We start from the raw sequence: 26,024 nt of genomic DNA, 5'->3' as shown, positions 1-26,024 counted from the left end.
TGATGAGGACGAGATCATGTCAAGTAATTCACTCGAGACGTTACTGGCTTGGATGAAAGAGACTTCACGGATGCTAGGTTGGGGGATGATTGTTGCCCTGGAGCGACGTAAATCGAATTTATTGATGAGCCAGGAGTACATACGTCGGTTCGATGCCGGAAGTTATCTGCCTCCGATCAGGGGGGAAGTGACGATTGTCGAAAATCAATGGGTGCAAGTCATTCATGATTTTGTGATGGATGTCCCGTTACTGTCCTTCGAGAATGCCGATCTCAATGATTCCAAAGCTATGTTGAGTATGTCTGTCGTAGGCGGAAGTCAGCTTACACTAAAAAAGGAAAGCGCTGGATGGACGGCGGTCATGGTGGATGAGATAGATTCGCTGCAAGGTCCGAAGTTATATTTGGATTTGCTGCTGAATCAAGTGCCGGGTAATGTCGATGTCGATGGGCGAATCATATTGGATTTGAGCCGAAGCGATAATTTCAGATTGACCTTTGCCCAGTCACCAACCGAACAACGGTTGGGAGGGGATTTTTTCAAGGATTTGTTCAATGGGCTTGCTCCGGATAAGCGTATTTGGCCGTTGGGCAGGATCGAGCGCGGAACGAATGACTTGATGCATCCGCAATCATTTGGTTTACGCACCCAGGCGAGCGGAGCGGCTGCCCGGGATCCACAATCGTCCGAACACGGTAACGGCGCTATCCTGGCCTTCGTACGTATGGAAGGTAGCAACGAAGGGGATTATCCGGGCGCTAATTCCGGTTTCAGGTATTTGATTCCCGATGATGCCGGTAAAGACTACTCGGCTACCGTACTGTTCGATAGCCGACGGATGTTGATGTCGCTGCTGGCTGAAAGTATCGGGGAAATGATCGGAAATCGTAATTTTGAATATACATACAGTGATCGCGAGCTGGTTTCTGCAATTGCACTAGGAGGGCGGATTGTTATTCCTCAACTTTATTATTATGAGACGCTTGCTGATCCGGAGTATCCTGGCGGGATTGAATGTGGTATGGGGCATCATGGTCTAGAAATCTTGGCTGCCAACGTTCTGATTATTGAAAAAAGCGAAGATGGCGTTGTTTTGCGGTGGGAGTACTCTGGAGAGAGTACTATGGCGGGGTATGTTCGTACTAACCCGCCTCAGAATGTTACTTATTCTATGGGTTATGAAGTTTCCATGATGGCGACTTATAAGGTTGTTGTTGAGTTCGGTGATTTTGTTTTGAAGCGAATGAGTTGCGATGTTGTCGCCGATATTTCTCTGCCCGATCTGCTTGCTGTTCCGCTAGAGGCTAAGGGGTTACCTGTTGATTACTGGGCTTATCTGGCTCGAAAGTTGCGTGAGTTGGTTGATGCTCGGGATTTAAAGGCATTGATCGAATCGACACTGGAAGAAACTGTTCCGGTTAATTTATCGCTCACTGCCTTGGTAGAGAATACTGTTCGATTAAATTTTGGTCAGGCAATTCAACATCTCGATATTGCTCTTCCTTACGATATTGGTTTGTTCGGCCGAGTCAATCCCACCCAGACTTCTTTCGTGATCAGCCCGATGCGGCCGCTGATGTCGCAAGGCGAAACCCAACAGTTCAGCACCGAGCCGGTTATCCATGGGGTGCAGTGGACTGTGGAAAACCTGCCTGAAGACTCTGGCAGTCCAGGAACTATCAGTGCCGGCGGGTTGTACCAGGCTCCAGCGGCCGCCTCGATCGAGGGGCGTTTCAAGCGGGTGCGGGTCACGGCAACGGACCCGAGTTCGGACTACCACAGTTCGGCCTTGGTAACGGTGTTGCTTGACGAACTGTCAGTTCATCCTTTGATCCAGATTTGCGACGTCGGAACCCGTGTCGAGCTGGCGGCCGGTGCGTTGAAGGAAGGCGAATTGATCTGGTCGATCAAGAACCCTGTCGCGAACGAAAGTGGTGAGGTACGGCCCAGCGACGAATCTGAGGGTGATCACACCTATCACCACGGGCCGGTGGTGCCGAATAAAACTTATGTACTCGATGAGATAGAAGTCAAAAACAACCGGACGAATAAAACCCGATCTGTCCATGTTCTGGCGCTGCAGAAAGGCCCTGGCGCGCCGGTTGGGATTCTCCACAGCGATATTGGGCTGGGGCAGGTTCAACTGGAGACCCGCGTCAATGGTAATCCTATGGCCGCTGAGTGGAGCCTTCCTTTGGGGGGGCCAGGTTCGATCGATTCAACGGGCCTGTACCGTGTGGCCCCGACGGCCACCGAACGATTCGTGCTGATTTTCGCCCTGGTGGATGGTGGTGGATTTGGCAAGTTCGAAGGCCATCTGATCTTGCCATTGCCCCTGGTTGAGTTCCCGCAGTTGCTCGAGGCGTTGAGTCAATGAATATCGCTCATCAAGCACTCGACACTACCGTTGTTATTTTGTGCCTATCCCTTTGGAGCCAATGTCATGGCCGGTAATTCGTTGGAAAGTTTATTGGCATGGATGAACGGCAACTCCCAAATGCGCGGTTGGGACCTCATTGTCGCCCTGGAGGGCGGCAAACTTAACCAGGGGTTGCAGCAAGACCATATCACTCGATTAAGCCAGGGCACGGACCTGGGCGTTTTTACAGGCTCCGTGGACATCCCCGAGACCAATATTACCCATTACTTGACGGGGTTCCGATTGGCTGCGCCGGCACTGTCCTTTGAACACGCCAGCCTTCAGAGTACTCGGGCATTCTTGAGCCTGTCGGTGGCGCAGGGGCTCCATATGATGGTGGAGACCGCCCAGGGTCAAAAGAAAGTCACCCGCCTCACCGCCCTCGATCCCCTGAATGAATCGCAAGTGACGCTGGACTTGATCATGACGGCAGATGCCCAAGGTGTGAGGTTGGATCTGGCCAACAGTGAGGAGGTCTTGCTGAAGTTGTTCGGTACCCCGAAGGAGCAACGCGAAGCCGGGGCGCTTTTGAAGAGCTGGTTCCAGGGGCTGGACGCAAACCGGCGGGTCTATGCCCTGGCTACCTTCCCCAGCGAGGGGAATCCATTCATGTTCGCCAGCAACGTCGATGTGCGGACCCAGGCTCGTGATGTGCAGGCGTTGACACCCGGGACCGAAGACGGTGCCGTGGTGTTGTTCACGCGTATGGTCGATGGTCGCCCAGGTACATTTCCTGGCGATGATTCCGGCTTCCGGTACCTGATTCCCGATGATGACGCGCAGCAAACCTATTCGGGTACGGCGCTGTTTTCGCAAGGGTTGATTCATCGCGCTGCGTTCGGCCATGCACTCGTGCAGTTACTTGAAGATGCCGAATTCGAGCGTACCGTCGACCAGGACGGTGCGTTGGCAAAAATGGTGGCCACGCGCGGCGCCCTGCAGGCGGCGGCGGGCAGTTATCAGAGCCTTGATTATGAGTTCGAGTCCGAGGCCTTCAATCTTTCGGCGACGGGCGGGGCCTCGCCGCTGACGGTCGAGTTCGCTCAGAATGAGGTGCTTCAACGTTGGCAAGGCACATTCTCCCTGTCGTTCAGATACCGGCCTTTGAGTGGAACCACCTGGAGTTCCCATACGGCTACCTTCAACATCGACTTGCAGCATGAGTTCCGTTTGCTGGCGGATGAGTCCGGCGTTTCGGCCATGGAAGGTGAGTTCTTCGTGCCGTATACCGATACGCAAGAGGTGAGCCACGTGTCCGGGCTTCCCGGGACGATTGAGCCCGCGGATCTGGAGCAGATCAAGGATTTCGTCGCCAATACGGTGAAAAGGGCACTGCTTGAGCGGTACGCCACCACCCTGACGACTACCGCGTCGGAAACCTTCCTGGCGGGCATGGAAATAGCGGGCAGCAGCATCGCGCAACCGAGCCATGCCTCCTTGCCCTTCGACTTGGCGATGTTTGGTCAGATCAATACGTCCGGCGCGTCATTTGCCATTGTCGAGCAGCAGCCCAGGGTCGCGGCCGGCAGACCGCTGCAACTGAGCACGGAACCTGAACATGGCGACCTGCGCTGGTCGGTGGAAAATCTTTCGGGCAGCGGCAGCAACCCGGGCGCTATCGACGAGCGAACAGGCTTGTACCAAGCGCCACCGGCCCATGCGATCAATGGCTCGTTCAACCGGGTGCTGGTCATTGCCAGTGACCCGCTTACTGGCGAGCGGAGCGTGACATTGCTCACGGTCCTGACGAACCCGATTACCGTCAATCCGCAAATCCAGGTGTGTTATCACGGCCAGTGGGTAGAGCTGTCGGCAGGTCACCTGGACGGGAGCGTACTGAGCTGGGCCATCAAGAATCCCGTTGCGGGTGAAAGCGGCGAAATAGTTCCCAGCGACAAACCAGAGGGTGATCACACTTACATCGCCGGCCCACAGGTGGCCGAAAAAACCTATGTGCTCGATGAAATAGAGGTGAGCCAGGGCGCTCAAATCCAGTCTGCCTATGTTCTGGTACTTCAGAGCGAGCCCGGGGCCACGATTAAGCCGGTAGACAATCCGGACTTGCCAGAAGGGCAGATTCAATTGCAGGTCTTTGTCAATGATCAACACCAAAGCGGTCAATGGTCGCTGCCACTCGGTGGGCCGGGATCGATCGATGCGGCGACGGGACTGTATAGCGATGACTTTGCGGCCAAAGAGCGATTTGTTCTGATTACGGTGGCGGTGGACGGCGGTGATTTCGGTACGTTCGAGGGCTATATAATTTTGCCGCTACCCCTTTCGAGTTTTCCTTCCGTGCTTGACGCTTTGGCTAACTAACACGGTTTATTGCTTTACTTCTTAAATGAATTAGAGGGCAATATCATGTCTGTCAATTCGTTAGAAAGTTTGCTGGCGCGTATGCGGCAGGGTTCTGTCACCCAAGGGTGGGGTGCTATTTCAATCTTCAGTCGCGGTCGCTTGAATCGTTTGTTGGAACAGCAATATATTGAGCGATTCAATGGGTACGGCTTCCTGCCGGCTTTTAGTGGGCAAGTTTTTTTAGACGATCTTCAAAGTCGTTCCATTGAGTTGGAAGGTATTATGTTGGGTCAGCCGCGGTTATCGTTCAATACTGCGTCGCTGACCAATTCGACAGCCGTAGTGACGATGAATATCTTGAGTGGTCATTATGCCGCCTCGCGTCATCCCGCCGGCGCGGTAAAGGCCTTATCGTCGACATTCAATATTAGTGAAGCGCAGGGCTTTACACTGGAAATGGACATTGACCTGTCCATGGTGGTCGGTGAAATCGACAAGCAGGGCAAGGTGAAGCTGAACTTGTCTGAGGGGGTTAACTTTCGCTGCAACCTGGCCGGTGATGACGAGGCAACGAATACGCGGCTGTCTGATTTCTTGAAAGAAAGTTTCGAGGATTTGCCGGCGCATCGGAGTGTCTTTCAGCTGGGAATGCTTGAGCTCAAAGGCTACAGCTATTTGACCCCCACTTCATTTCGGATTCTCACCCAGGCGGCCCCCGGAGCGAAGGTCAGGGGCGCGTTGAATTTTGGTGAAGGGGGGGTGGTGATTTTCATACGGCTTGCGGGCAATGCGACCGATGGGCGCTTCCCGCCGGACAGCAGCTTCCCGTATTTGCTTCCCGATGATCAGGAGCCCGATGGCAGTGATCGATATTCGGCTGCCTTGATCCTTTCTGAAGCGATGATTCCTTACATCGAGAATGGCCGGCTGGATGTACTCAATAATTTGGTGTTTCCCGGCGACAATGTATTTGAAGAGGTCGAGCGACACATACCTACCGATCTGGGGGTGTTCGGTAACATCAATGCGAAACGGACCCGTATTTCGCTGGAGCCCACGTTCCAGACCATCCAGGCTGGCGGCACGCAGCGCTTTACGTTACGTAATTGGAATGGAGCGGTAATCCAGGCCAGCGAGTGGGAAGCTGTCAGCTTGCAGAGTCATACCGCCCCGGGACACGGCACGATTACCGACGGGCTGTACACCGCTGCCGCCAGGAACCTTATCGGACATGACTCGCTACACGTGGTGGTGACCGCCAAATATGTCGCTGGCGGTATCACCTACACCGCATCGGCCTTGCTGTTAGTGGTGTATGACAGTGTGACGGTGGCACCGCGAACATCGGTTTATCCCACCAGGGCGCAATCACAACCCATCGTGTTGAAGGCGACAACGATGAACGCCACGAATGTGACCTGGGCCCCGCTCATGCCCGAATATGGAACCCTGACTCATCAGGGTAACCAGGCAACGTTTACACCGGACGCCCGATCGAGAACCAAAGGCCTGGTCGTTCAACAGATTGAAGTCACAGGTGCCGAGACACGGCGGTTATCCCTGGTGCTGCTGAATGCGCAACAACAGCTTCGTATCGATCCGGCCTATGTTCCCGCGGTCAGGAAGTCTGTGGACTTGCAACTGAGGGATGATGCCACGCTGCTGCCCGGCCTTCCCAGGCGTTGGAAAGTGATCAGCGGTGACGGTACTGTCAGTTCCACTGGGCATTTCACCGCATCGGCACAGGGCCCGGCCTCCAGCAGTGTCGTGCAATGCGAAATCGTCAGCAACGGAGTGGTTTTGTCCAGTGGCTACAGTGTCGTTGAACTTTCCGAACTGGAGCCGGAGCCTACCTGGGAAACGCTTTCACAATTCACTATAAAGGTGCCCGGCGGGCTCGAAGGGGGAAAACTTGGCTCGTTGTATGCCAATGGCTATCAACAGCTCAAGACGGAGATCGTGGTTGAGACGACCCCTGTCGATAATAGGGAGTACCCGTTGAGCGTAAGCGAGAAGGCCAGTATGAGGCTGGTGGACGATGGGGTGGGCGATGAGATAGAACCTGTCGATGAACCCCATGAGGGGATGCCAGTATCGGATCGCGAGAAGTGGCGCAGCCGTTTGGTTGAGAATCGTTTTGATCTGGCCGAACCCCGAGTTGCAACGCAAGATAACTCGCCCAGTGCAGCCATCAGTAGGATCGATATCTATCTCCATACGCGGGACACAGCGAACGCCGTAAAAACTTTTCATGCGAAGTTTCAGAAGGACAGACCTACTAGATGGATTAAGTCGACCGATTATACCGATCCCAACAGTAAGATCGAAATTACACCGCGTGCAATCCCGCAGTTTCAACCGAGTGACTACGAATTCGAGCGAGTCAGGGTCGACGGAGGGTCAGGTGGCCCGGGTGATCCGGAAGATGATGACTTCGACTTTCATTTGCGCACTGTCGATTACTGGAAGTTGCGATACGTGGGGAATCTGGTTTTGTCAGGGACTGCTTTCGAGGCACTGGAGTTCGTGTCCGTTGACGCAAACGATGTGCATATGTCGATCTCGACGTCGACCATTCGTTGGGAGAGCGAGCAACTGGCCGAAACCATGTTCAGTTGGACAGGGTATATCTTCAAGGATCCGCTGAAAGGGGAGCCGCTCGATAAGGTGAAGTTCGATGACGCGCTCAAGGATGTCGTCAAGGACGAGTCGCTTGATATTGATGTCAACAGCTCGGTATTTGAAGATGGCCTGTTGGTCATCAGCTTGCATCGTTCTGATCGCATCCCTTATATCCGTCAAGGAAATCAATCTCGAGACAAACTGTCCCGAGACTTGGCGGTGATGTTGTTCGACAAGCGTGGAAACCCACACATTCGACGGATTTCTTTCCTTCCGCCCAGTACTGTGGGTGACCGCAATAGATTGGTGCATTCGCTGTTCACGCCTGCGCAATAAATAGTAGGCAGATAAATGAGTATTGAGACTCGGGCGATGGGCGGGTAATGGCCGGCCACTGAATGTTAATGGCGATGCCCTATCGAGACTTTATAAAATTCAAGTGCGTGAGGACTACTAAATGACCATCTCGAATTCAGTCCATTCCAATGCCTTCAACTTTATGAGTTTTATAGAGGGCGGCGTTGACCCCCGCACCGGGCAATATACATTTGCAATCAGTTTGCCCGACGTGAAAACCAATCACCTGCAAGGTCCCGGTGTTCCGCTGAACCTGGCGTACAACCCACTCAACAGGCAAGACAGTGGCTACGGCTATGGCTGGAACCTGCAGTTGTCCCAGTACACGCCTGGCAATCAGATCCTGTCCCTGAGCACCGGTGAAACCTTCAAGGTCACCGGCAGCGACAGTGTCAGCGGGCAGTTGGTGATGAAGGAAAAAAAACTCGACAGTTTTCATTTCCATCAGGACGAGGATCACTACCGGGTCGTGCACAAGTCCGGCCTGGTCGAGATACTCGAAGTCATGGGCAGCACCCAGAACCGGGTGGCCCTGCCTGTGGAGATTCGTTCACCCACGGGGCACAAGGTCACGCTCGGTTATACGTTGTTCGGTGGCGCTAATTACATACTGGCCTGGGTCAAGGACGATTCGGACCAGACCCTGCTGACGATCGAGCGCCAGAGCACCTCCGTCGAAGTGTTGCTGCAGCCGTTCGCCGGCCCTGATGGGACCCCGTTGGCGCGCTTCTTTATGACCCTGGGGGGCTCTGACAAATATGTCACGCGCATCACCCTGCCGACCGAGAACGAGGCGTCCTGGCGTTTTGGCTACAACCTGATTCGCGATCATCTCTGCGTCACTTGGGTGGAGACACCTGCTGGCGGGCGCGAGGAAATGTTCTATCAAGACGCCGGCCATCAGTTCCCGGAAGGCAGCGGTCGCGCGCCGCTGCCTCGTGTCACCCGACACCTCACCGTCCCAGGCTTTGGCCAGCCGGAGATCGACGTACGCTACACATATAAGCTCTTTGACAGCGACACCGAAACGAATTTTCTGGGTTACGGACTTCGTCTGTCGTGGGATGACGATGGCCTCGACAATCTCTATAAGTACATTGGTACCTACGAGTATGGAAGTATTGAAACCCTCGGGGTCCTCGATGACTCGGAACCGCAAGAGCGTGCGGTACGAATAATCGAGCGAAAATTCAACCAGTTCCATCTCCTGACTCACGAAACCACCACTCAGAACAATAACGTCAAGACGGTCGAGACCACATACTCCCTGACCCCGAACGTCGAGTTCGACAGGCAACCCAACGACTGCCAATTGCCCAGGAACGTCAGAACCAGTTGGTCGTTACTCAATAATCCGAGCCGCAGGCGCAGCGAAACTGTCAGCAACACGTATGACACACACGGCAACCTGCGGGTCCGAACCCTTGCCAATGGCGTTATCGAAACCAACGTCTGGTATCCCGCCTCAGGGGGCGATGGCTGTCCAGCCGATCCCGAAGGCTTTGTGCGCAACCTGAAAGAGCAAACCGTCGCCCCGGCCCCGTCCCCCAACGGCCAGGCCCCAATGCTATGCACCCGTTATCGCTACAAGGGCTTGCCGGAACTGGGGGACAGCCTGCCGGAGGAGTGCCCGCCGCAAGACTTGCTTCTGAAACAATGGCTCACGGTTGAAAACCAGACCCTGGTGCAGCTTGGCACCACCGAAATCGAACTGGAACGCACGCTGTTCGAGCATGTCGACGACCGCACCGATGCGTTCCTGCATGGCCGCGTCTCGCGCCAGACAGTGACCTTGAATGGCAAGTCGACCGTCACCGACTATGCGTATAGCACGCTCGACAGCCCGGTGTTCAAGGAAAGCGTGCTGCAGACGGTTGAAACCCTGACCGGTTTCGACCACGAACAAGGTGGAAGAAACGTACAAAAAATCGTCACGTTGTGGCATTCGATGCTCAATGGCGAACCACTGCTCAACCGCGATGACAACAACGTAGAAATCCATTACGAATATGACGCGCTACGGCGAGTGACCCGTGAAACTGTGGCGCCCGGTACTGCTTTTATGGCACACCGCAGCTATGAGTACTTTCTTTGTGCCAATGCCGGGGACCAGGCCGAACAATGGATGTCTGACGTCAAGCAGGTCAAAACGTGTACGAAGTTCGACGGGCTCAACCGGGCGATCTACGAAGAGCGGGATGACGCCGATAACCCCAGCCGCGCCAGCACGCCTCGCCAGATCTATGCTGCGGGCTACGACGTGTTTGGTAATTTGATCAAGGAAGCCGAGCACGATTGGCTGGGTGAAGATGTACGGATTCTGACAACAGAATACGAATACGACGACTGGGGCGCGCAATATTGTGTCACCGGCCCGGACGATGTGAAGACGTTCGAGCAGACTGACCCGATCGGTACGTCCGAGTCGCAAGGGCCGATTCAGCGCAGTTGGCGCGAAGGCTTATTACCTACCCCGAAAATCAGTGGTGTCACCGAAACCTGGCTCAATTTGTTCGAAAAGCCGACCCGTATCGAACGGTTCGATTTGGTCGAGCAGCCTGTCAGTTTGCAACGGAATTTTTATGACGGGCTTGGGCGGGCCGTGAAAGAGATAGTCGGATTCTCAGTGCTGGAGCGCGAGACGCTTTATAGCTACGACGCTTTCGACCGGCTCACCGAAAACACGCTGCCGGACACCGCCGTGGTTCGGCGCAGCTACGCCGAGCACAGCCGCGAAGACCTGCCTATTTCGATCAGCGTCAATGGTATTGAGCTTGGGACCCAACTGTTCGACGGTCTTGATCGCATGATCAGCTCGACTACGGGCGGTCGCGAGCAGGTGTTCACCTACGAGCCCGGGCAAACACAACCTCATACGGTGACCACCCCCAGCGGCAAAGTCATCGAGTACGAATATCAGCCGGAGCTGGGCACCGAACCGCTACGGCGGAGCCTGACGGGGAATATCTCGGCCGATTACGAGTACGACCGGAAGAACGCACGCCTGACCAGTTGCCAGGAACAAGGCTTGCAGCTCACCCGCGAGTACTACAGTACCGGCGAGCCGAAAAGCGAGCGGCGAATCGTGGAAGGCAATGAATACACCATGCATTACCGTTACAGCCGGCTCGGTCGCTTGTGTGCCTACACGGATGTCTTGGAGCAGGAGCAGAGTTATGAATATGACGCTCAAGGACGTCTGGAGCAAACGCAACTGGGCACGACTGTCTCGACGTTTACCTACGATTCGCTGGGCCAGACGGCAAGTATCCACACCCGCGATAGCTTCAGTGGGCAAAGCGTAGGCATTACGTTGCAGTATGATGAGTTTGGTCGCGAAACCTTGCGTACCTTCGACCTCGACGGGGTCGAACAGCAACTGAGTCAGGTCTACAACGATGTCGATGGTCTGAAACAGCGGACTTTGCGTCAGGGGGCCGTCGTGCTGCGTGACGAATCCTATGTCTATGACTTGCGCGGGCGTCTGACAGACTACACGTGTACTGGCACCCAGCCGCCCATTGATCCGTATAACAAGTTCATTACCCGTCAGGTGTTTTCGTTTGACGAACTGGACAATATCAAACTGGCGCTGACCTACTTTACCGGTGGCATCAACAGGGCGATTTATACTTACGACACCACTTCCGATCCGACGCAACTGCTTCGCGTCGCTAATAATCATGCGGATTACCCTGACATCGAGTTGGCATACAACCTGGACGGTCATCTTATCCGCGACGAAGAAAACCGGACGCTCGAATACGATCCCCTCGGTCGGTTGGTTTCTGTTAGTGGGCTGTCGGGGGAGCCCCCCGCTGGCTACAGCTACGACCCATTGGACACGTTGGCCGGCCTGGATGATGGCAGTGGGAAAGAGCAGCGCTTTTACCAGGGCGGTGAATTGACGAGCCTGGTCAAAGGCGCCAACAGCAGCACTTTCATTCGCGCGGATGGTGTCGTGCTCGCCGAGCACCAGGTGGGTGCTGACCCAAAGTCGTTATTGTTGGCCGGTGATGACAAGAACAGCGTGCTGTGGGAAATCGATCGCGATGCAACCCAGGAGGTTGTTTATGCACCGTATGGCCATCGCGCGGATGAAGCGTCGATCAGCAGCCACCTGGGTTACAACGGCGAGCGGCGGGAAACCCAAACGGGTTGGTACCTGCTGGGGAAGGGCTATCGGGCGTTCAATCCGGTGTTGATGAGGTTTCATAGCCCGGACGACTTGAGCCCGTTTGGTGAAGGGGGCTTGAACGCGTACATGTATTGCGAGGGGGATCCGATTAATTATGTGGATCCGACGGGACATACTCCTTGGGGATGGCTTCTTCGAAGTTTTCGGACAACTACTGCATCTCCTATTGCTAATACACTTCCAAGGAGCTTTGTCACGAATCCACATAAGAATAGGGCGGCCTCGTTAAAAACTATCGAGCTTAAGCATGTTGGTGATCTAATGAAGACAGCGGAAAAGTATCACGGAGATACCAAGGTCCTTAAAGAAACTATAAATCAGCTCGCTAGTCAGGGAGCGCCTACTAAGAAAATAAACTCTATAATCGATGAACACAATCGTCTTGTTGATAAGGCGAAATCAGCCGTTGATGATTTTGACTTTGCCTATCTCAATATAGGGGGAAAGGGCATTACCCGATACCGCGCTAAAGAAATCAAGAAACAAGCAAAAATATATGACATGAGGGTGACAGCTGAAAAAAGAAAGAAGCATGAAGAACATAAACTACAAGCAGCCAACGACAAACAGCAAATGAGAGTCCAGCGAATTCGTGGTGTAACTAAAAATTATCTGGGTAATGACAATAGTTGACTAGTCTATTGTTCGGGATAGCAACGAAATTAAACGTTGCTATCCCAGCTTTTCGCTCTCCAGTTTGGGTTTCATTGAGCATATGCTAAATGACTGATCCCGCTGACCTTGCCCACTCAGGGAGTTCAAGCATCACGCCGCTGCAAAGACACCACCGGAATGCTCAGATCAAGCCCCGCTCACGCGCAATCTTCCCCGCGAGGTGCCGCGAACTGACGCCGAATTTTCGGCGGATATTATTGAAGTGATAATTGACGTTGGCTTCGCTGCAATCGACGATCATGGAGATCTCCCAGGACGATTTGCCGGCCTCGCTCCACTGCAGGAATTCCTTTTCCCGTTTGGTGAGTCGAATCGCTTGGGGCTGGTTGCTCTCCGTGGAGTGGTGATGGTCCTGGTATGGCGACGAACGTCCAGAAATCGCGGTGCTGTGGTACATGACTGAAACTCCCATTCATCATCAATGATGGCGTGGGGGCGGCGGAATCTTCCTACTTCTTGATGGCATGGTTCACACGACCCGTCTTCAAGCCCTTAGGCAGGGCTGGAGGCACGGGGTCGTTATATCTCGATTCAAGCCACCTGAAACCTGTCAGACATTACAGGTGGTGAATATCAATCAAGGGTTATCGGAACGGCTTTGAGGCAAAAGCCTTTGATAATCATGGTTTTTTTTTATGCGCATGAGACCGCGAGCAAAAGCGCAAGAACGGATGACGGGAAGGGCGCGGCGCTGCGAGGTCTGTGCACGACCCGGAAAAACTGTGGGAGCGAGCTTGCTCGCGAAGGCGGCGGCACAGTCAACATCACTACAAGCTGACTCACCGCTATTGCGAGCAAGCTCGCTCCCACAGGGGATTTGTGGTGTATGCGAGGTCTGTGAACGACCCGGAAAAACTGTGGGAGCGAGCTTGCTCGCGAAGGCGGCGGTACAGTCAACATCACTACAAGCTGACCCACCGCTATCGCGAGCAAGCTCGCTCCCACAAGGGATTTGTGGTGTATGCGAGGTCTGTGAACGACCCGGAAAAACTGTGGGAGCGAGCCTGCTCGCGATGGTGATGGCACAGTCAACATCACTACAAGCTGACCTACCGCTATCGCGAGCAAGCCCCTCTTTGATGAGTGCTTCGCACTCAAGCGGGAGCAAGCTCCCTCGCCATGGATTCAATCAATCCTTAAATGAGCAAGACCGAAACGCCTCATTTAAATTTGCATTCCGCCAACCCCGGGTATATACACGCACCATGCTTCCTTCCCAATGTCTGTGCATCAACCTGCGTCGTGCCGCCCGTGGCGTCAGCAGGTATTACGACGGCGCCCTCGACGGCTTCGGGATCAACGTCGCCCAGTATTCTTTGCTGAGCAACCTGGCGCGCCTGGACCAGCCGAGTATTTCTTCCCTGGCCGAGGCCATGGGCCTGGACCGCAGCACCCTGGGTCGTAACCTGCGGGTGCTGGAAGGCGAAGGGCTGGTGGCGCTGGCCGAGGGTGACGACCTGCGTAACCGCATTGTCGTGCTCACTGAAACGGGGCAGGCCCGGCTGGCGGCGGCGTTGCCGGCCTGGGAAGCGGCGCAGCAGAAACTGATCGATAAGCTGGGCGCGGAAAAGCGCGCGACTTTGCTAGCCTTGCTGGATGAACTGGCGTGAAGCCGGTTCGTTCGATGATAAGTGGGTATATACCCGCGACTGGAGAACAAGAATGACATCGATGTGGCGTACCTGTGGTTGGGTCCTGGTGGGCAGCGCGCTGATCCTGGCGTTGTCCCTGGGCGTGCGGCATGGCTTCGGCCTGTTCCTGGCGCCCATGAGTAGCGAGTTCGGCTGGGGCCGCGAGGTGTTCGCCTTTGCCATTGCCTTGCAGAACCTGATCTGGGGCCTGGCGCAGCCGTTCACCGGTGCGCTGGCCGACCGCTTCGGTGCGGCGAAAGTGGTGCTGATCGGTGGCGTGCTGTACGCGCTGGGCCTGGTGTTCATGGGCATGGCCGACTCGCCATGGTCCTTGTCGTTGAGCGCGGGCCTTTTGATTGGCATCGGCCTGTCGGGCACGTCGTTCTCGGTGATTCTGGGGGTGGTCGGACGGGCCGTGCCGCCGGAAAAACGCAGCATGGGCATGGGTATCGCCAGTGCCGCCGGATCCTTCGGCCAGTTCGCCATGCTGCCCGGTACGCTGGGGCTGATCGGCTGGCTCGGTTGGTCGGCGGCGTTGTTGGTGCTGGGGTTGCTGGTGGCGTTGATCGTGCCGTTGGTGAGCATGCTCAAGGACGCGCCGTTGCCAGTCGCCGGCCATGAGCAAACCCTGGGCGAAGCCTTGCGCGAGGCGTGCAGTCACTCCGGGTTCTGGCTGCTGGCGGTGGGCTTTTTTGTCTGCGGGTTCCAAGTGGTGTTCATTGGTGTGCATTTGCCGGCGTACCTGGTGGACCAGCACCTGCCCGCCAGCGTCGGCACCACCGTGCTGGCCCTGGTCGGATTGTTCAATATCTTCGGCACCTATACCGCCGGCTGGCTGGGCGGGCGCATGTCCAAGCCGCGCCTGCTGACCGGGTTGTACCTGGTGCGGGCGGTGGTGATCGGTTTGTTCCTGTGGCTACCGGTGACGACCACGACGGCGTACCTGTTTGGCATGGCGATGGGCTTGCTGTGGCTGTCGACCGTGCCGTTGACCAACGGCACCGTGGCGACCCTGTTTGGTGTACGAAATCTCTCGATGTTGGGTGGGATCGTGTTCCTGTTCCACCAGTTGGGTTCTTTCCTCGGTGGTTGGTTGGGCGGGGTGGTGTACGACCGCACCGGAAGCTACGACTTGATCTGGCAGGTGTCGATCCTGCTCAGCCTATTGGCGGCGGCGTTGAACTGGCCAGTACGTGAACGTCCGGTGGCGCGCCTGCAAGTCCAGGCCGGCGCAGCATGAGTCGCGTCGCCCCGTGGTTGATCGCTGCCGGTGCCGGCCTGCTGCTGGCGTTCGCCTGGTGGGGCTGGCATCAGGGCGGGCTGGCCTTGATGCAGCTGGGCATGGGCAACTGCTGAATAATGGACGGCATCGGACGCTGCGAGTAACGTCGTGGTCTGACGTGCTTTTAAGGAAAATTGACATGTTGATGCGCTGGTTTGCTGTTCCCACCCTATTGCTGGCTGTGACCGGGCAAGTCTGGGCCGCCGGTTGCCCACCGTTGCTGGAGGGGTCGTTGCCCAAGCTGCGGGCCAAGGAAACCATTGATTTGTGCCAGCGCTTCGCCGGCAAGCCGCTGGTGGTGGTCAACACTGCCAGCTTCTGTGGGTTCGCCCCGCAGTTCAAAGGCCTTGAGGCGCTCAATCAGCGCTACAAGGACCAAGGGCTGCAAGTGCTGGGTGTGCCGTCCAATGACTTCAAGCAGGAGTCCAAGGATGGTGCTGAAACCGCCAAGGTCTGCTACGTCAATTACGGTGTGACCTTCACCATGACCGAACCACAACCGGTGCGCGGCGCGGATGCGATACCGCTGTTCAAGCACTTGGCCGAACAATCCGGCGCGCCGAAATGGAATTTCTACAAGTACGTGGTGGACCGCCAGGGCAAGGTCGTTGGCAGTTTTTCCAGCCGGATCAAGCCTGACGATCCCGATTTCATCAAGGCGGTAGAGACGGCCATTGCCTCAAAACCCTGATCGCCGCCCACGAAAAAGCCCCGCCTCTTTGCAGAGTGCGGGGCTTTTTTTCGCTTCAGGTGGCGAGTGGTTCAGGTTCGCCGTGAAACATCAGAAGCGGTAGGTTGCACCGACACCGAAACCGTTGGCGCTGTTTTCATATTTGGCGTTGTAGGACTGGCCGAGGGCGTTGCTGCCGCTGACGTTGACTTTTTCTTCCTTGAGGTAGGAATAAGCCACGTCGATGGTCAGGTCGTCGGTTGGGCTCCAGCCGGCACCGAGGCTGAAGATGGTCCGGTCGCCAGTAGGGATGCGTGGCGAGCGGTCGGCGTTGTTGGTTGGCGCCTGGTCGAAAGACAGGCCTGTACGCAGTACCCACTGTTTGTTCAACTGGTAGGAAGTACCGATGGCGTAGGCCCAGGTGTCGTGCCAGTTTTGCTCTTCGGTGATGTTGGTGAAGAAGTTGGGAGCCAGGGGGCCAGTCACACCTTCATTGTTCACGGTGATTTCTTTCAGGCGGCTCCAGCGAGTCCAGGTGCTACCGGCGTAGACGGTCCAGGCATCGTTGATTTGCTGGGTGACCGAAAAGTCCACCGATTCAGGAGTCGTGATATCCAGCGAGGCATCGTAGCGACCGCTGTCGAGCAGGAAGGCAGGTGTGCCGGCTCCCGGATTTACCTCAGTGTGGCCTTCGAGTTTGTACTTGACCTTGGAGTGGTAGGTCAGACCAACGCGAGTAGTGTCGGTCGCCTGGACCAGCACGCCGATATTGTAGCCATAGCCAATGTCGTCGCCCTTGATCTTCACGTCGCCGTCATTAGGCGACAGTGGTGTGGTCAGGGTCGATTCCAGGGAGCCGGAAATACGGTTGATGGTCGGGCCGAAACCGATCGATACCTTGTCGTTGAAGGCATAGCTGACGGTTGGCTGGAACGTGACGACCTTCACTTCGCTCTTGCTGCCGAAGTTGCCGCCCTGGAAGCCATTTTCATAGTCGGTGATCAAGCCGAACGGTGCGTAGACACCCAGGCCGAACGCCCACTGATCATCGATAGGCTTGACGTAATAGCCCATCGGAACACCGGTCAGCGGGACCATGTCGCCCTTGTTGGTGCCGGACTGGGTGCCGCTGGCATCGTCGATATCGGTGGAGGCATCAATGGCGGCGAAGCCACCGGTGACTTGCTGGCGCTTGAGGCGCGACATGCCGGCAGGGTTGCCAAACACGGTACTGGCGTCATCGGCAGCGGAAGAACGACCTGCGAAACCAGTGCCCATGCCACTGATGCTTTGTTCGTTCAAGGCAAAGCCACTGGCGAAAAGTTGGGTGGATGCCAAGGTCACGGCAAGGCCAAGGGTGGTTTTGAGCATGATTTTTTTCATTGTTAGAACTCCTGATGATCACCGGGGCGAAAATTACCAACATTTTCGTGCAAGCGCTATAGCCCTTATCGCTTGATTTAGAGGGGTTTTGTAGGACAATCCGACCAGATTCGCGACCGTTGCAGGAAGTTTCCAAATTTCCCATCAGCAAGCGACCTGATTCAGTGGTGAAACACAGCTTCGCCAGGCGCAGGTGAAATCTCGCAGGCGCCCTTGGGGGTGAAAGGTTTGTCGCCAGATGCGGGCCATGCCAAGCAGGTCATCGGATTCGGGAAGCGGAGTGTTCTGTTCCTCCACCAGCAGCCAGGCAATGGCGGTGGCATAGCGCAGGTTGACGGTCAATTCCAGGTGCGGGCCGCTGAGAAAGGCGTGCTGGCTGGCCAGGCCGCGTACCAGGCTGGCACGTTCCGGGTCCAGCGCCAGGTAATGGTCCCAGAGTGCCTGGTGTCGGGGCTCGGTAATGCGATACAGGCCATGCCCGCGGCGATCATGCAGGGCTGAACCCAGGGCGGACTGGCTGGCGGCAATACCCAGCAACAAGGATTCCGCAGTTGCGCTGTGACGCTCAAGGTAGAGGAGCGTCGGGCGGATCACATATCGACACAGTTCGCTGGCAGCGATACCCATAAAACCCTCGAAGTGTGAAATGGGCGGAGCCTGAAGAGTGTGGGCTTGGCAGCGGTGGATCGGTCCAGGCCCCGCCGGAAGCGGATCATGCCGCTTGACTTGAAGTGTAGTGTCATATTTACGTTGTAAAGGACTGTTTTTAAAACATCTTCAACGAACGGTTATAACTGTTATATCCCTTGGTACTTACGCCGTTTCGCTTAATCGAGGAATTCCAGGCAATAAAAAACCCCGCTTTTTGGGCGGGGCCTTTGGGGTTTCAGCCTTTCTGGCGTCTCAGGCAACCAGTGCCTGGCGGGTACGCTCGATCACGGCCTGCAGCGGTTCGGCGCTGGAGTACTGATCGGGGTACAGGCGTTCGCTGTGACGGGCGATGCCGTGTTCGTTGACTAGGGTGAAGCTGAAGCAGCCTTTGCGAGCGGCCATGATCAGGCAGTTCATCGGGGCAAAAGCGTTGGTTAGGGTGCGGATAGCATCCTGTGCGTGGATTTGAGTAGACATGTTATGGGTGTTCCTACAAATGACACGGTTAAGAACCGTGCAACGTTAAAACGTTCCAGTAACGTCGACCACCATTGGTCGAACGAAGAACCCGACTGGAACAAAGCAGCCAGTTTGAGCGCTATATAAAGTGCGCGCTTGGGCTGGCAGGTAGGTACTTAGGAGGGCAGGCAACACATCGAGGGCAAAGGTTCTGGGCCCGGGGTGAAGATCCTGATCAATTTTGCAGGTTGGTTCGGTCAGAGTAATTAGCCTGGCAACACCCTTTGCATTCGATCAAAGGCTATGTTGACGCAAGGTTTACCTGGAAACCATCGAGGGGGCCGGTCTCCTTTTTTCGGTGAGGCGTCCTTTGAAGGATGGCTGACCGTGGAGATGTGTTCGACCCGGAATTGACTTTCAGCTTGGTACTAACGCTGCGGATACTAACGGATCGAGCTTGTGAAGGGAAGGGCGTTGGTTAAAAAATATTCAAGTAGGGCCTAACCCTGATGCCGACTAGTTAAGAGAACAGCCTAGTAATATTCTCGTGGCGAGGGAGCTTGCTCCCGCTGGGCTGCGTAGCAGCCCCAAAACAGGGCCGCTTCGCGCCCCAGCGGGAGCAAGCTCCCTCGCCACGGGTTATCCCCAGGTTTTACCGCCAGATGCGCCAAAAAAGCACAGCGTTATAACCCATTCGGCTGTTACTTGTGCACACTCGCTGCACCACGTGTCACTGTACTGTCATGTCGAAACAATCCGGGGTGGGTGCCTGCATCCAAAATTTAAGTCAATGAAAAACATCGCTTTTTTTTACTGGTGAAAAAATCGTCAGTTTGAGCGCAGGCCCCGTTCCACAGGGCTTTGCACGAGTTCAGGGTGGGTTGTCCACTGAGTTATCCACAGCTTCTGTGGATTGTCCCAAGCGCTTGCTCTAGCACGGGCGTGCTGGTTTTTTTCGGCTTTACCCCTACGAAAAAAGGAGTAGAGTGGCGCGCCTTCCGATCTATCCCACAGTGTTTTATGAAGTTTCGCTCCGTATCAAATCCTGTTACCTCCACACCCCATGGTGTTACCCCACCCAAGCGTATTTCGATGCGGGTGGCCGAGTGGCTGCTCGACAGCCCGCGACTGGGAGATAGCCCCAGCGTCAAGCACCTGGCCGGCCGTTTACTCAAGCAACCGGCCCGTGAAGGCGTGGTGGCCGCACAAAGTCGCCTCGGACAATTGATGTGCCGTGAATGCGGCAACGCCCGGGATCGCCGCATCGGCCAGGACCTGCTGCGCCAGGCTGCGCGGGCCGGCGATGATCGAGCCCGCCGGGCCCTCGGTGAAATCAAAGGCTGAAAACGAAGACCGAGCTGGGCAACCCCCGGCCGCTTGGTTAACCTTCGGGCTTTATTTGATCGGCAGGAATTGTCATGGCTATGGATTTGACCAGCCTGTTGTTTGGCCTGGCGGGCGCTGCGGTGCCGTTGCTGGCACTGGCCTGGCACCTGCAACGCCAGGCCGGCGCTGCGCAGACCGAACAGGCCCTGCTGGAAGAACGCCTGGCCACTGCGCACATGGCCCACGACGGCCTCAATGCCCAGCTCGATGCCTGCCGCGATGAGATCAGCGACCTGAGCCAGGCCAACGCCGCCAAGCAAGCCGAGCTTGCCGCGGCCTGTCGTGAAGTCGAGTTGTTGCAGATCGAGCGCGACAACGCCCGGGATGCGGCCCACGCCTGGAACCTCGAGCGCGCCAACAAGGAAGCGGAACTGCGGCGGCTCGATGCCCAGGCGGCGTCGTTGCATGCCGAACTGCGTGAGCAGCAGGAAAGCCATCAGCAACGCCTGGATGATCTGCAAGGTTCGCGCGACGAGTTGCGGGCACAGTTCGCCGAGCTTGCCGGAAAAATCTTCGATGAGCGTGAGCAGCGTTTCGCCGAGACCAGCCACCAGCGCCTGGGTCAGTTGCTCGATCCGCTGAAGGAGCGCATCCAGTCCTTTGAAAAACGCGTCGAAGAAAGTTATCAGGCCGAGGCCCGGGAACGTTTTTCCCTGGGCAAGGAGCTGGAGCGCTTGCAACAGCTGAACCTGCGCTTGAGCGACGAGGCCACCAACCTCACTCGGGCACTCAAGGGCCAGAAGACCCAGGGCAACTGGGGCGAGCTGATTCTGGAGCGAGTGCTCGAACATGCCGGCCTGGAGAAGGGCCGCGAGTATCAGACCCAGGTCAGCCTCAAGGGCCCGGACGGTGAGCGTTTCCAGCCGGACGTGTTGATTTACCTGCCTGGCGACAAGCAGGTGGTGGTCGACTCCAAGGTCAGCCTCACGGCCTATCAGCAATATGTGGCCGCCGAAGATGACGCCATTGGCCAACTCGCCCTCAAGCAACATGTGGTGTCGTTGCGCGCCCACGTCAAAGGCTTGGCCGGCAAGGACTACAAACGCCTGGACGGTTTGCACAGCCTGGATTTCGTGTTGTTGTTCGTGCCGATCGAAGCGGCGTTTTCCGCCGCCCTGCAAGCCGAGCCGAACCTGTTCCAGGAAGCTTTCGACCGCAACATCGTGATCGTCAGCCCGACCACATTACTGGCGACCCTACGGGTGATCGACAGCTTGTGGAAGCAGGAGCGCCAGAGCCAGAACGCCCGGGAAATCGCCGAGCGGGCCGGGTGGCTGTATGACAAGTTCGTCTTGTTCATCCAGGACCTGGACGAGATTGGCAGTCGCTTGCAGCAGCTGGACAAAGCCTACAGTGCGGCGCGCAACAAGCTGACGGAAGGGCGCGGCAACCTGATCAGCCGCAGCGAACAGCTCAAACTGCTCGGCGCTCGGGCCAGCAAGAGTTTGCCCAGCGAATTGCTCGAACGGGCGATGACCGATGCGGATGGGCTGCCTGAGTTGCCGGAAGAAACCAGCGAGAAAACCCAGGGCTGAAGCAGATCCCAAGGCTGAAGCGGAACCCTGTGGCGAGGGAGCTTGCTCCCGCTGGACTGCGCAGCGGCCCCTTTTTTTGTGAGTGCTGCGCACTCAAGCGGGAGCAAGCTCCCTCGCCACAGGGTGAACAGTGTGTCCATAGAGGGCACGCTGTGCTCACGGGGACACATCATTACAACGGCAAATGCCGACTCAACAACGCCCGCAACGCCGCCGGCTTCACCGGCTTGGCCAGGTAATCCAGGCCTGCGGCATGCACCTGGGCGACCATCTCAGGTCGGCCGTCGGCGCTGATTACCACACCGGGAATCGGTTCCCCCATGCGCGTGCGCAACCAGGCCATCAGTTCGGTGCCGGTCTCGCCGTCGTCCAGATGAAAATCCACCAGCGCCAGTTGCGGTCGACCGCCCTGGGCCAGCCAACGCTCGCATTCTTCCCGGTTGCGCGCCGTCCACACCTGGCAACCCCAGCGTGTCAGCAGGCTGTTCATGCCGATCAGGATGCTGTCTTCGTTGTCGACACACAGCACCTGGGCACCGATTGGCAAATGACCGTTGAGTTCAGCCGCGGGGCTCGGTGCGACGACCTGTGTATGGGCCAAGGGGACGCTGACGCTGAACACGCTGCCACGCCCCGGCCAGGAGCGCACGCGCAAGGTATGGCCCAGCACGCGGCAGAGCCCGTCGGCGATGGCCAGACCCAGGCCCAGGCCTTTTTCGGCGCGGGTCTGGTGGCTGTCCAGGCGTTTGAACTCTTCGAAAATGACCTGCAGCTTATCCTCGGCGATGCCCGGCCCGCGATCCCAGACCTCCAGGCACAACTCGCCGTTGCGCCGACGTACCCCCAACAGCACCGGGCCCTTGGCGTAGCGGAAGGCGTTGGTGAGGAAGTTCTGCAAAACCCGCCGCAACAACTTGATGTCGCTGTCGACCCGCAGCCGCGAGCCCCGCATTCGGAATTTCAGGCCTTGTTCCTGGGCCTGCGCCGTGAACTCGGCGCCCAAGGTGTCGAACAACTCGTTGAGGACGAACGGCTTGCGGTCGGGGTTGATCTTGCCGTTTTCCAGGCGGGAGATGTCCAGCAGGTCGGTGATCAGGTCTTCAGCGGAACGCAGCGAACTGTCCAGATGCTGCACCAGTTGCCGGGCCTCGCTCGGCAAACCCTCGTGCTGGTGGGACAGCGCGGCAGAGAACAGCCGCGCGGCGTTGAGCGGTTGCATCAGGTCGTGGCTGACCGCCGCCAGGAACCGGGTCTTGGATTGATAGGCCGCTTCGGCGGTGCTCTTGGCTTCGGTCAGGGCCAGGTTCAGTTGTGACAATTCCCGGGTGCGATCGGCCACCCGTTGCTCCAGCCCCTCGTTGGCTTCGGTCAGCGCTTGTGCGGCCTCGCGGAACGCGGTGATGTCGGTGAAACTCATGACGAAACCGCCACCGGGCATCGGGTTGCCGATCAGCTCGATCACCCGGCCGTTGGGGAACAATCGTTCAGAGGTATGAGCGCGGCCCTGGCGCATCCAGTGCAGGCGTCGGGCGACGTGAACTTCGGCTTCGCCTGGGCCGCAGAGACCACGCTCGGCGTTGTAGCGGATGATATCGGCAATGGGCCGGCCGACACTGATCAAACCGTCCGGATACTTGAACAGTTCCAGGTAGCGACGATTCCAGGCCACCAGCCTGAGGGACTGGTCGACCACGCTGACGCCCTGGCTGATGTTCTCGATGGCGCCTTGCAGCAGGGCACGGTTGAACTGCAGCACTTCTGAGGCTTCGTCTGCGATCCGGACGACGTCTTCGAGCTGCATCTCCCGACCTTCAATGGCGGCTTTTACCACAGCCCTTGTCGAAGAGGCCCCGAGTACACCGGCCAGCAGGCGCTCGGTGTGGGCGATCCATTCGCTGTCGGCGTTCTGGGTCGGGTTGAAGCCTTTGCCCTGGCGGTAGGCAAAGCGAATGAAACTCTGCCGCGCCCGCTCCTCGCCGACGAAGCGCGCGGCCAGTTGCAACAGGTCTTCGATGTGCACCGCCAGCATTGAGCGGGGGTTGGGGCGGGCGCTGATTTCCTGGCCGATGAAGCGTCCGGCCTGCCAGTGTTCCGAGACGCGTGTGCGCGAGAGCACGGACACCCAGGCAAACAGCGTGAAGTTACCGGCCAGGGACAGGACCACCCCTTGGGTCAGAGGGGTAATCGGCAGGTTCAATGGATTGCCGTGCAACCAGGCCAAGCCCGGGAAGCTGCTGAGCGACCAGCCAAGGCTGTGAGCGGCGATCGGTAACACCAGGGTGTAGAACCACAGGAAAATCCCCATGGCGAGGCCGGCGAATACACCGCGGCGGTTGGCCTGTTTCCAGTACAGCGCGCCGAGCATGGCCGGGGCCAGTTGGGTCACGGCGGCGAAGGCGATCTGGCCGATGGTTGCCAGGCTCGCCGTCGAGCCCAGCAGGCGGTAGCTGACATAGGCCAGCAACAGGATCACCACGATGCTCACCCGACGCACCGACAGCATCCACTGGCGAAACACTTCGAAAGGCCGCTCGGCGTTGTTGCGGCGCAGCAGCCACGGTAACAGCATGTCGTTGGAGACCATGGTGGACAGCGCCACGCTGGCCACGATCACCATGCCGGTAGCCGCCGAGGCGCCGCCAATGAACGCCAGCAACGCCAGGGCCGGATGGGCCTGGGCCAGCGGCAGGCTGATGACGAACGAATCTGGCAGTACCGAGCTGGGCAGCATCATTTGCCCGGCGAGGGCGATGGGCACCACGAACAGCGCGGCCAGGGCCAGGTAGGCGGGGAACACCCACTTGGCCAGGCGCAGGTCCTGAGGCTCGATGTTCTCCACCACGGTCACGTGGAACTGCCGCGGCAAGCAGATGATCGCCATCATCGCCACCCCGGTCTGCACTACCATGGATGGCCAGTTGATGGTTTCTTTCCAGTATTGCTCCAGCCGTGGGGCGAGCATGGCCTGGTTGAACAGGTCGTCGAAGCCGTCGTACAGGCCGTACGTCACGAATGCACCGACCGCCAGGAAGGCGAACAGCTTGACCAGGGATTCGAAGGCAATCGCCAGCACCATGCCACGGTGGTGTTCGGTGGCGTCCAGGTTGCGGGTACCGAATACGATGGTGAACAGCGCCAGGATCAGCGAGACGATCAGCGCGGTGTCCTGGGCGCGGGTGCCCATGGCATCGGCGCCGGCACCGATCAACAGGTTCACCCCGAGCACGATGCCCTTGAGCTGCAAGGCGATGTACGGCAGCACGCCGACCAGGCAGATCAGCGCGACCACCACTGCCAGGGATTGGGACTTGCCATAGCGGGCGGCGATGAAGTCGGCGATGGAGGTGATGTTCTCCTGTTTGCTGATCATCACCATTTTCTGCAGGACCCACGGCGCCAGCACCAGCAGCAGGATCGGCCCGAGGTAGATCGGCAGGAATGCCCAGAGCTGTTCGGCGGCCTGGCCGACGGCGCCAAAGAACGTCCAGCTGGTGCAATACACCGCCAGCGACAGGCTGTAGACCCAGGCCCGCACCCGTGGCGGCAACGGTGTGCTGCGCCGGTCGCCGTAGAAGGCGATGGCGAACATGATGGCCATATAGGCCAAGGCGACAACGGCGATCAGCCCGCTGGACAGCGACATGGAAACTCCCGGACAGAGACACCGGGACTTGAGCCCGGCAGGACAGTCTCGCATGCCCGCTCGGGTTCGTCAGTGTCGACCAAGGTCGAGGCGTGGTGGGGTGTCGCAGGCGGGGGGATTCTTGGGTTATGCAGGGGTTTTGCTGGCCTCATCGCGAGCAAGCTCGCTCCCTCACTGTTTCTTGGGCGAGCATAAATTTTGTATTCGCAGCAGATCAAGTGTGGGAGCGAGCTTGCTCGCGATGGCGGCCTACTGAGCCAACGCAATATCCACCAACCGATACAACTCCCCAACCTCAAGTGGCGCGGTAGCAAAGAGGATGCGAAACACCGTCGGCGCCACGATCACATTGATCAGCCGTTCGACGCCTGGATTGGGCTCATCGGGGTAGCGCTCCAGAATGATCTGCAACTGACGGCTGATGATCCCCACGCAATACCCCGGCGTGGCGCAGGCCTGGATGTCGCGCATCATGTTGCGACCGGGCTCGGAACTCATTTCGTCCAGGTACTGTTCGGCCCAGGCGAGCAGGTCGCCGCGCAGGCTGCTGGTGTTGGCGGGTTCGCTGTCGGGGCGCAAACGAGCGATGGCGACGTCGGCCAGCAACGCCGGCAGATCACCCCAGCGTCGGTAGATGGTGGACGGCGTCACCCCGGCACGCGCAGCGATTTGCGGCACGGTCAGGGTCGCGCGGTCCTGCTCTTGCAGCAGGTCGCGGACCGCCGAATGAATCGACTCTTGGACCCGGGCGCTTCTACCGCCTGGGCGTAAACCTTCTTTAATTGCCATGCGTCAGACCTTAACACAAAGAA

The 26,024-nt window shown here is 57.5% G+C and carries 15 protein-coding genes; 9 read left to right on the top strand and 6 right to left on the bottom strand.

All coding sequences use genetic code 11. The annotated features are described in order from the left end of the window. Positions 1-16: 16 nt before the first annotated feature. From LOY50_RS21225 to LOY50_RS21210, 4 genes are all read left to right on the top strand, one after another. Positions 17-2,377 carry a hypothetical protein gene (locus LOY50_RS21225; protein ID WP_258689117.1) on the top strand — a complete coding sequence of 787 codons (2,361 nt, stop codon included), beginning with the start codon at positions 17-19 and terminating at the stop codon, positions 2,375-2,377. A gap of 66 nt (positions 2,378-2,443) precedes the next feature. Further along, a complete protein-coding gene (locus LOY50_RS21220; protein WP_258689116.1) occupies positions 2,444-4,738 on the top strand; it encodes a hypothetical protein in 2,295 nt (764 codons plus the stop codon). Between the two features lie 45 nt (positions 4,739-4,783). Further along, on the top strand, positions 4,784-7,678 hold the full coding sequence (locus tag LOY50_RS21215; protein WP_258689114.1) for a hypothetical protein: 2,895 nt from the start codon (positions 4,784-4,786) through the stop codon (positions 7,676-7,678). A 121-nt stretch (positions 7,679-7,799) separates the two neighbouring features. After that, positions 7,800-12,530, top strand: coding sequence for an RHS repeat-associated core domain-containing protein (locus tag LOY50_RS21210; protein ID WP_258689112.1), 4,731 nt, complete (start codon positions 7,800-7,802; stop codon positions 12,528-12,530). A gap of 163 nt (positions 12,531-12,693) precedes the next feature. On the opposite strand, the gene LOY50_RS21205 is transcribed toward LOY50_RS21210, so the two are convergent. Beyond that, the gene (locus LOY50_RS21205) at positions 12,694-12,969 is read right to left on the bottom strand and encodes a LuxR family transcriptional regulator (RefSeq protein WP_309475802.1); all 276 of its coding nucleotides are present in this window, start codon (positions 12,967-12,969) and stop codon (positions 12,694-12,696) included. A gap of 808 nt (positions 12,970-13,777) precedes the next feature. Between LOY50_RS21205 and LOY50_RS21200 the strand changes: the two genes are divergently transcribed. From LOY50_RS21200 to LOY50_RS21190, 3 genes are all read left to right on the top strand, one after another. Continuing rightward, positions 13,778-14,182, top strand: a complete 405-nt coding sequence (locus tag LOY50_RS21200; RefSeq protein ID WP_003204618.1) for a MarR family winged helix-turn-helix transcriptional regulator — start codon at positions 13,778-13,780, stop codon at positions 14,180-14,182. Between the two features lie 52 nt (positions 14,183-14,234). Further along, positions 14,235-15,443 carry an MFS transporter gene (locus LOY50_RS21195; protein WP_214509591.1) on the top strand — a complete coding sequence of 403 codons (1,209 nt, stop codon included), beginning with the start codon at positions 14,235-14,237 and terminating at the stop codon, positions 15,441-15,443. A 181-nt stretch (positions 15,444-15,624) separates the two neighbouring features. Beyond that, the gene (locus LOY50_RS21190) at positions 15,625-16,176 is read left to right on the top strand and encodes a glutathione peroxidase (protein ID WP_258689110.1); all 552 of its coding nucleotides are present in this window, start codon (positions 15,625-15,627) and stop codon (positions 16,174-16,176) included. Positions 16,177-16,266: 90 nt separating this feature from the next. On the opposite strand, the gene LOY50_RS21185 is transcribed toward LOY50_RS21190, so the two are convergent. The 3 genes from LOY50_RS21185 to LOY50_RS21175 all read right to left on the bottom strand — a co-directional run bounded on the left by LOY50_RS21185 (position 16,267) and on the right by LOY50_RS21175 (position 18,666). Continuing rightward, entirely contained in the window at positions 16,267-17,538 is a 1,272-nt protein-coding gene (locus tag LOY50_RS21185) for an OmpP1/FadL family transporter (RefSeq protein ID WP_214509593.1), read from the bottom strand. Positions 17,539-17,682: 144 nt separating this feature from the next. Next, positions 17,683-18,165, bottom strand: a complete 483-nt coding sequence (locus LOY50_RS21180; protein ID WP_258689109.1) for a hypothetical protein — start codon at positions 18,163-18,165, stop codon at positions 17,683-17,685. A gap of 276 nt (positions 18,166-18,441) precedes the next feature. After that, positions 18,442-18,666: a hypothetical protein gene (locus tag LOY50_RS21175; RefSeq protein WP_003204606.1), complete on the bottom strand. Its 225-nt coding sequence runs from the start codon at positions 18,664-18,666 to the stop codon at positions 18,442-18,444. 1,002 nt (positions 18,667-19,668) lie between these two features. Between LOY50_RS21175 and LOY50_RS21170 the strand changes: the two genes are divergently transcribed. Both LOY50_RS21170 and rmuC read left to right on the top strand, forming a co-directional pair. Further along, on the top strand, positions 19,669-19,992 hold the full coding sequence (locus LOY50_RS21170) for a sel1 repeat family protein (RefSeq protein WP_253477151.1): 324 nt from the start codon (positions 19,669-19,671) through the stop codon (positions 19,990-19,992). 188 nt (positions 19,993-20,180) lie between these two features. Further along, on the top strand, positions 20,181-21,569 hold the full coding sequence (gene rmuC / locus LOY50_RS21165) for a DNA recombination protein RmuC (protein ID WP_186007475.1): 1,389 nt from the start codon (positions 20,181-20,183) through the stop codon (positions 21,567-21,569). Positions 21,570-21,741: 172 nt separating this feature from the next. Here the strand turns inward: rmuC and LOY50_RS21160 are convergent, their stop codons facing one another. Further along, positions 21,742-25,212, bottom strand: coding sequence for a PAS domain-containing hybrid sensor histidine kinase/response regulator (locus LOY50_RS21160; RefSeq protein ID WP_258689108.1), 3,471 nt, complete (start codon positions 25,210-25,212; stop codon positions 21,742-21,744). Positions 25,213-25,461: 249 nt separating this feature from the next. Beyond that, positions 25,462-26,001: a TetR/AcrR family transcriptional regulator gene (locus LOY50_RS21155; protein ID WP_258689107.1), complete on the bottom strand. Its 540-nt coding sequence runs from the start codon at positions 25,999-26,001 to the stop codon at positions 25,462-25,464. Positions 26,002-26,024: the final 23 nt, after the last annotated feature.

Origin of the sequence: Pseudomonas sp. B21-010, assembly GCF_024749325.1 — a bacterium.
GTDB classification, from domain to species: Bacteria; Pseudomonadota; Gammaproteobacteria; order Pseudomonadales; family Pseudomonadaceae; genus Aquipseudomonas; species Aquipseudomonas kilonensis.
Note: the sequence above shows the minus strand (reverse complement) of the source record. Positions and strands in the feature narration are given on the sequence as shown.

Coding starts and splice junctions, on each gene's coding strand:
- LOY50_RS21225 (WP_258689117.1), top strand. CDS start 17: ATGTCAAGTAATTCACTCGAGACGTTACTGGCTTGGATGAAAGAGACT.
- LOY50_RS21220 (WP_258689116.1), top strand. CDS start 2,444: ATGGCCGGTAATTCGTTGGAAAGTTTATTGGCATGGATGAACGGCAAC.
- LOY50_RS21215 (WP_258689114.1), top strand. CDS start 4,784: ATGTCTGTCAATTCGTTAGAAAGTTTGCTGGCGCGTATGCGGCAGGGT.
- LOY50_RS21210 (WP_258689112.1), top strand. CDS start 7,800: ATGACCATCTCGAATTCAGTCCATTCCAATGCCTTCAACTTTATGAGT.
- LOY50_RS21205 (WP_309475802.1), bottom strand. CDS start 12,969: ATGTACCACAGCACCGCGATTTCTGGACGTTCGTCGCCATACCAGGAC.
- LOY50_RS21200 (WP_003204618.1), top strand. CDS start 13,778: ATGCTTCCTTCCCAATGTCTGTGCATCAACCTGCGTCGTGCCGCCCGT.
- LOY50_RS21195 (WP_214509591.1), top strand. CDS start 14,235: ATGACATCGATGTGGCGTACCTGTGGTTGGGTCCTGGTGGGCAGCGCG.
- LOY50_RS21190 (WP_258689110.1), top strand. CDS start 15,625: ATGTTGATGCGCTGGTTTGCTGTTCCCACCCTATTGCTGGCTGTGACC.
- LOY50_RS21185 (WP_214509593.1), bottom strand. CDS start 17,538: ATGAAAAAAATCATGCTCAAAACCACCCTTGGCCTTGCCGTGACCTTG.
- LOY50_RS21180 (WP_258689109.1), bottom strand. CDS start 18,165: ATGGGTATCGCTGCCAGCGAACTGTGTCGATATGTGATCCGCCCGACG.
- LOY50_RS21175 (WP_003204606.1), bottom strand. CDS start 18,666: ATGTCTACTCAAATCCACGCACAGGATGCTATCCGCACCCTAACCAAC.
- LOY50_RS21170 (WP_253477151.1), top strand. CDS start 19,669: ATGAAGTTTCGCTCCGTATCAAATCCTGTTACCTCCACACCCCATGGT.
- LOY50_RS21160 (WP_258689108.1), bottom strand. CDS start 25,212: ATGTCGCTGTCCAGCGGGCTGATCGCCGTTGTCGCCTTGGCCTATATG.
- LOY50_RS21155 (WP_258689107.1), bottom strand. CDS start 26,001: ATGGCAATTAAAGAAGGTTTACGCCCAGGCGGTAGAAGCGCCCGGGTC.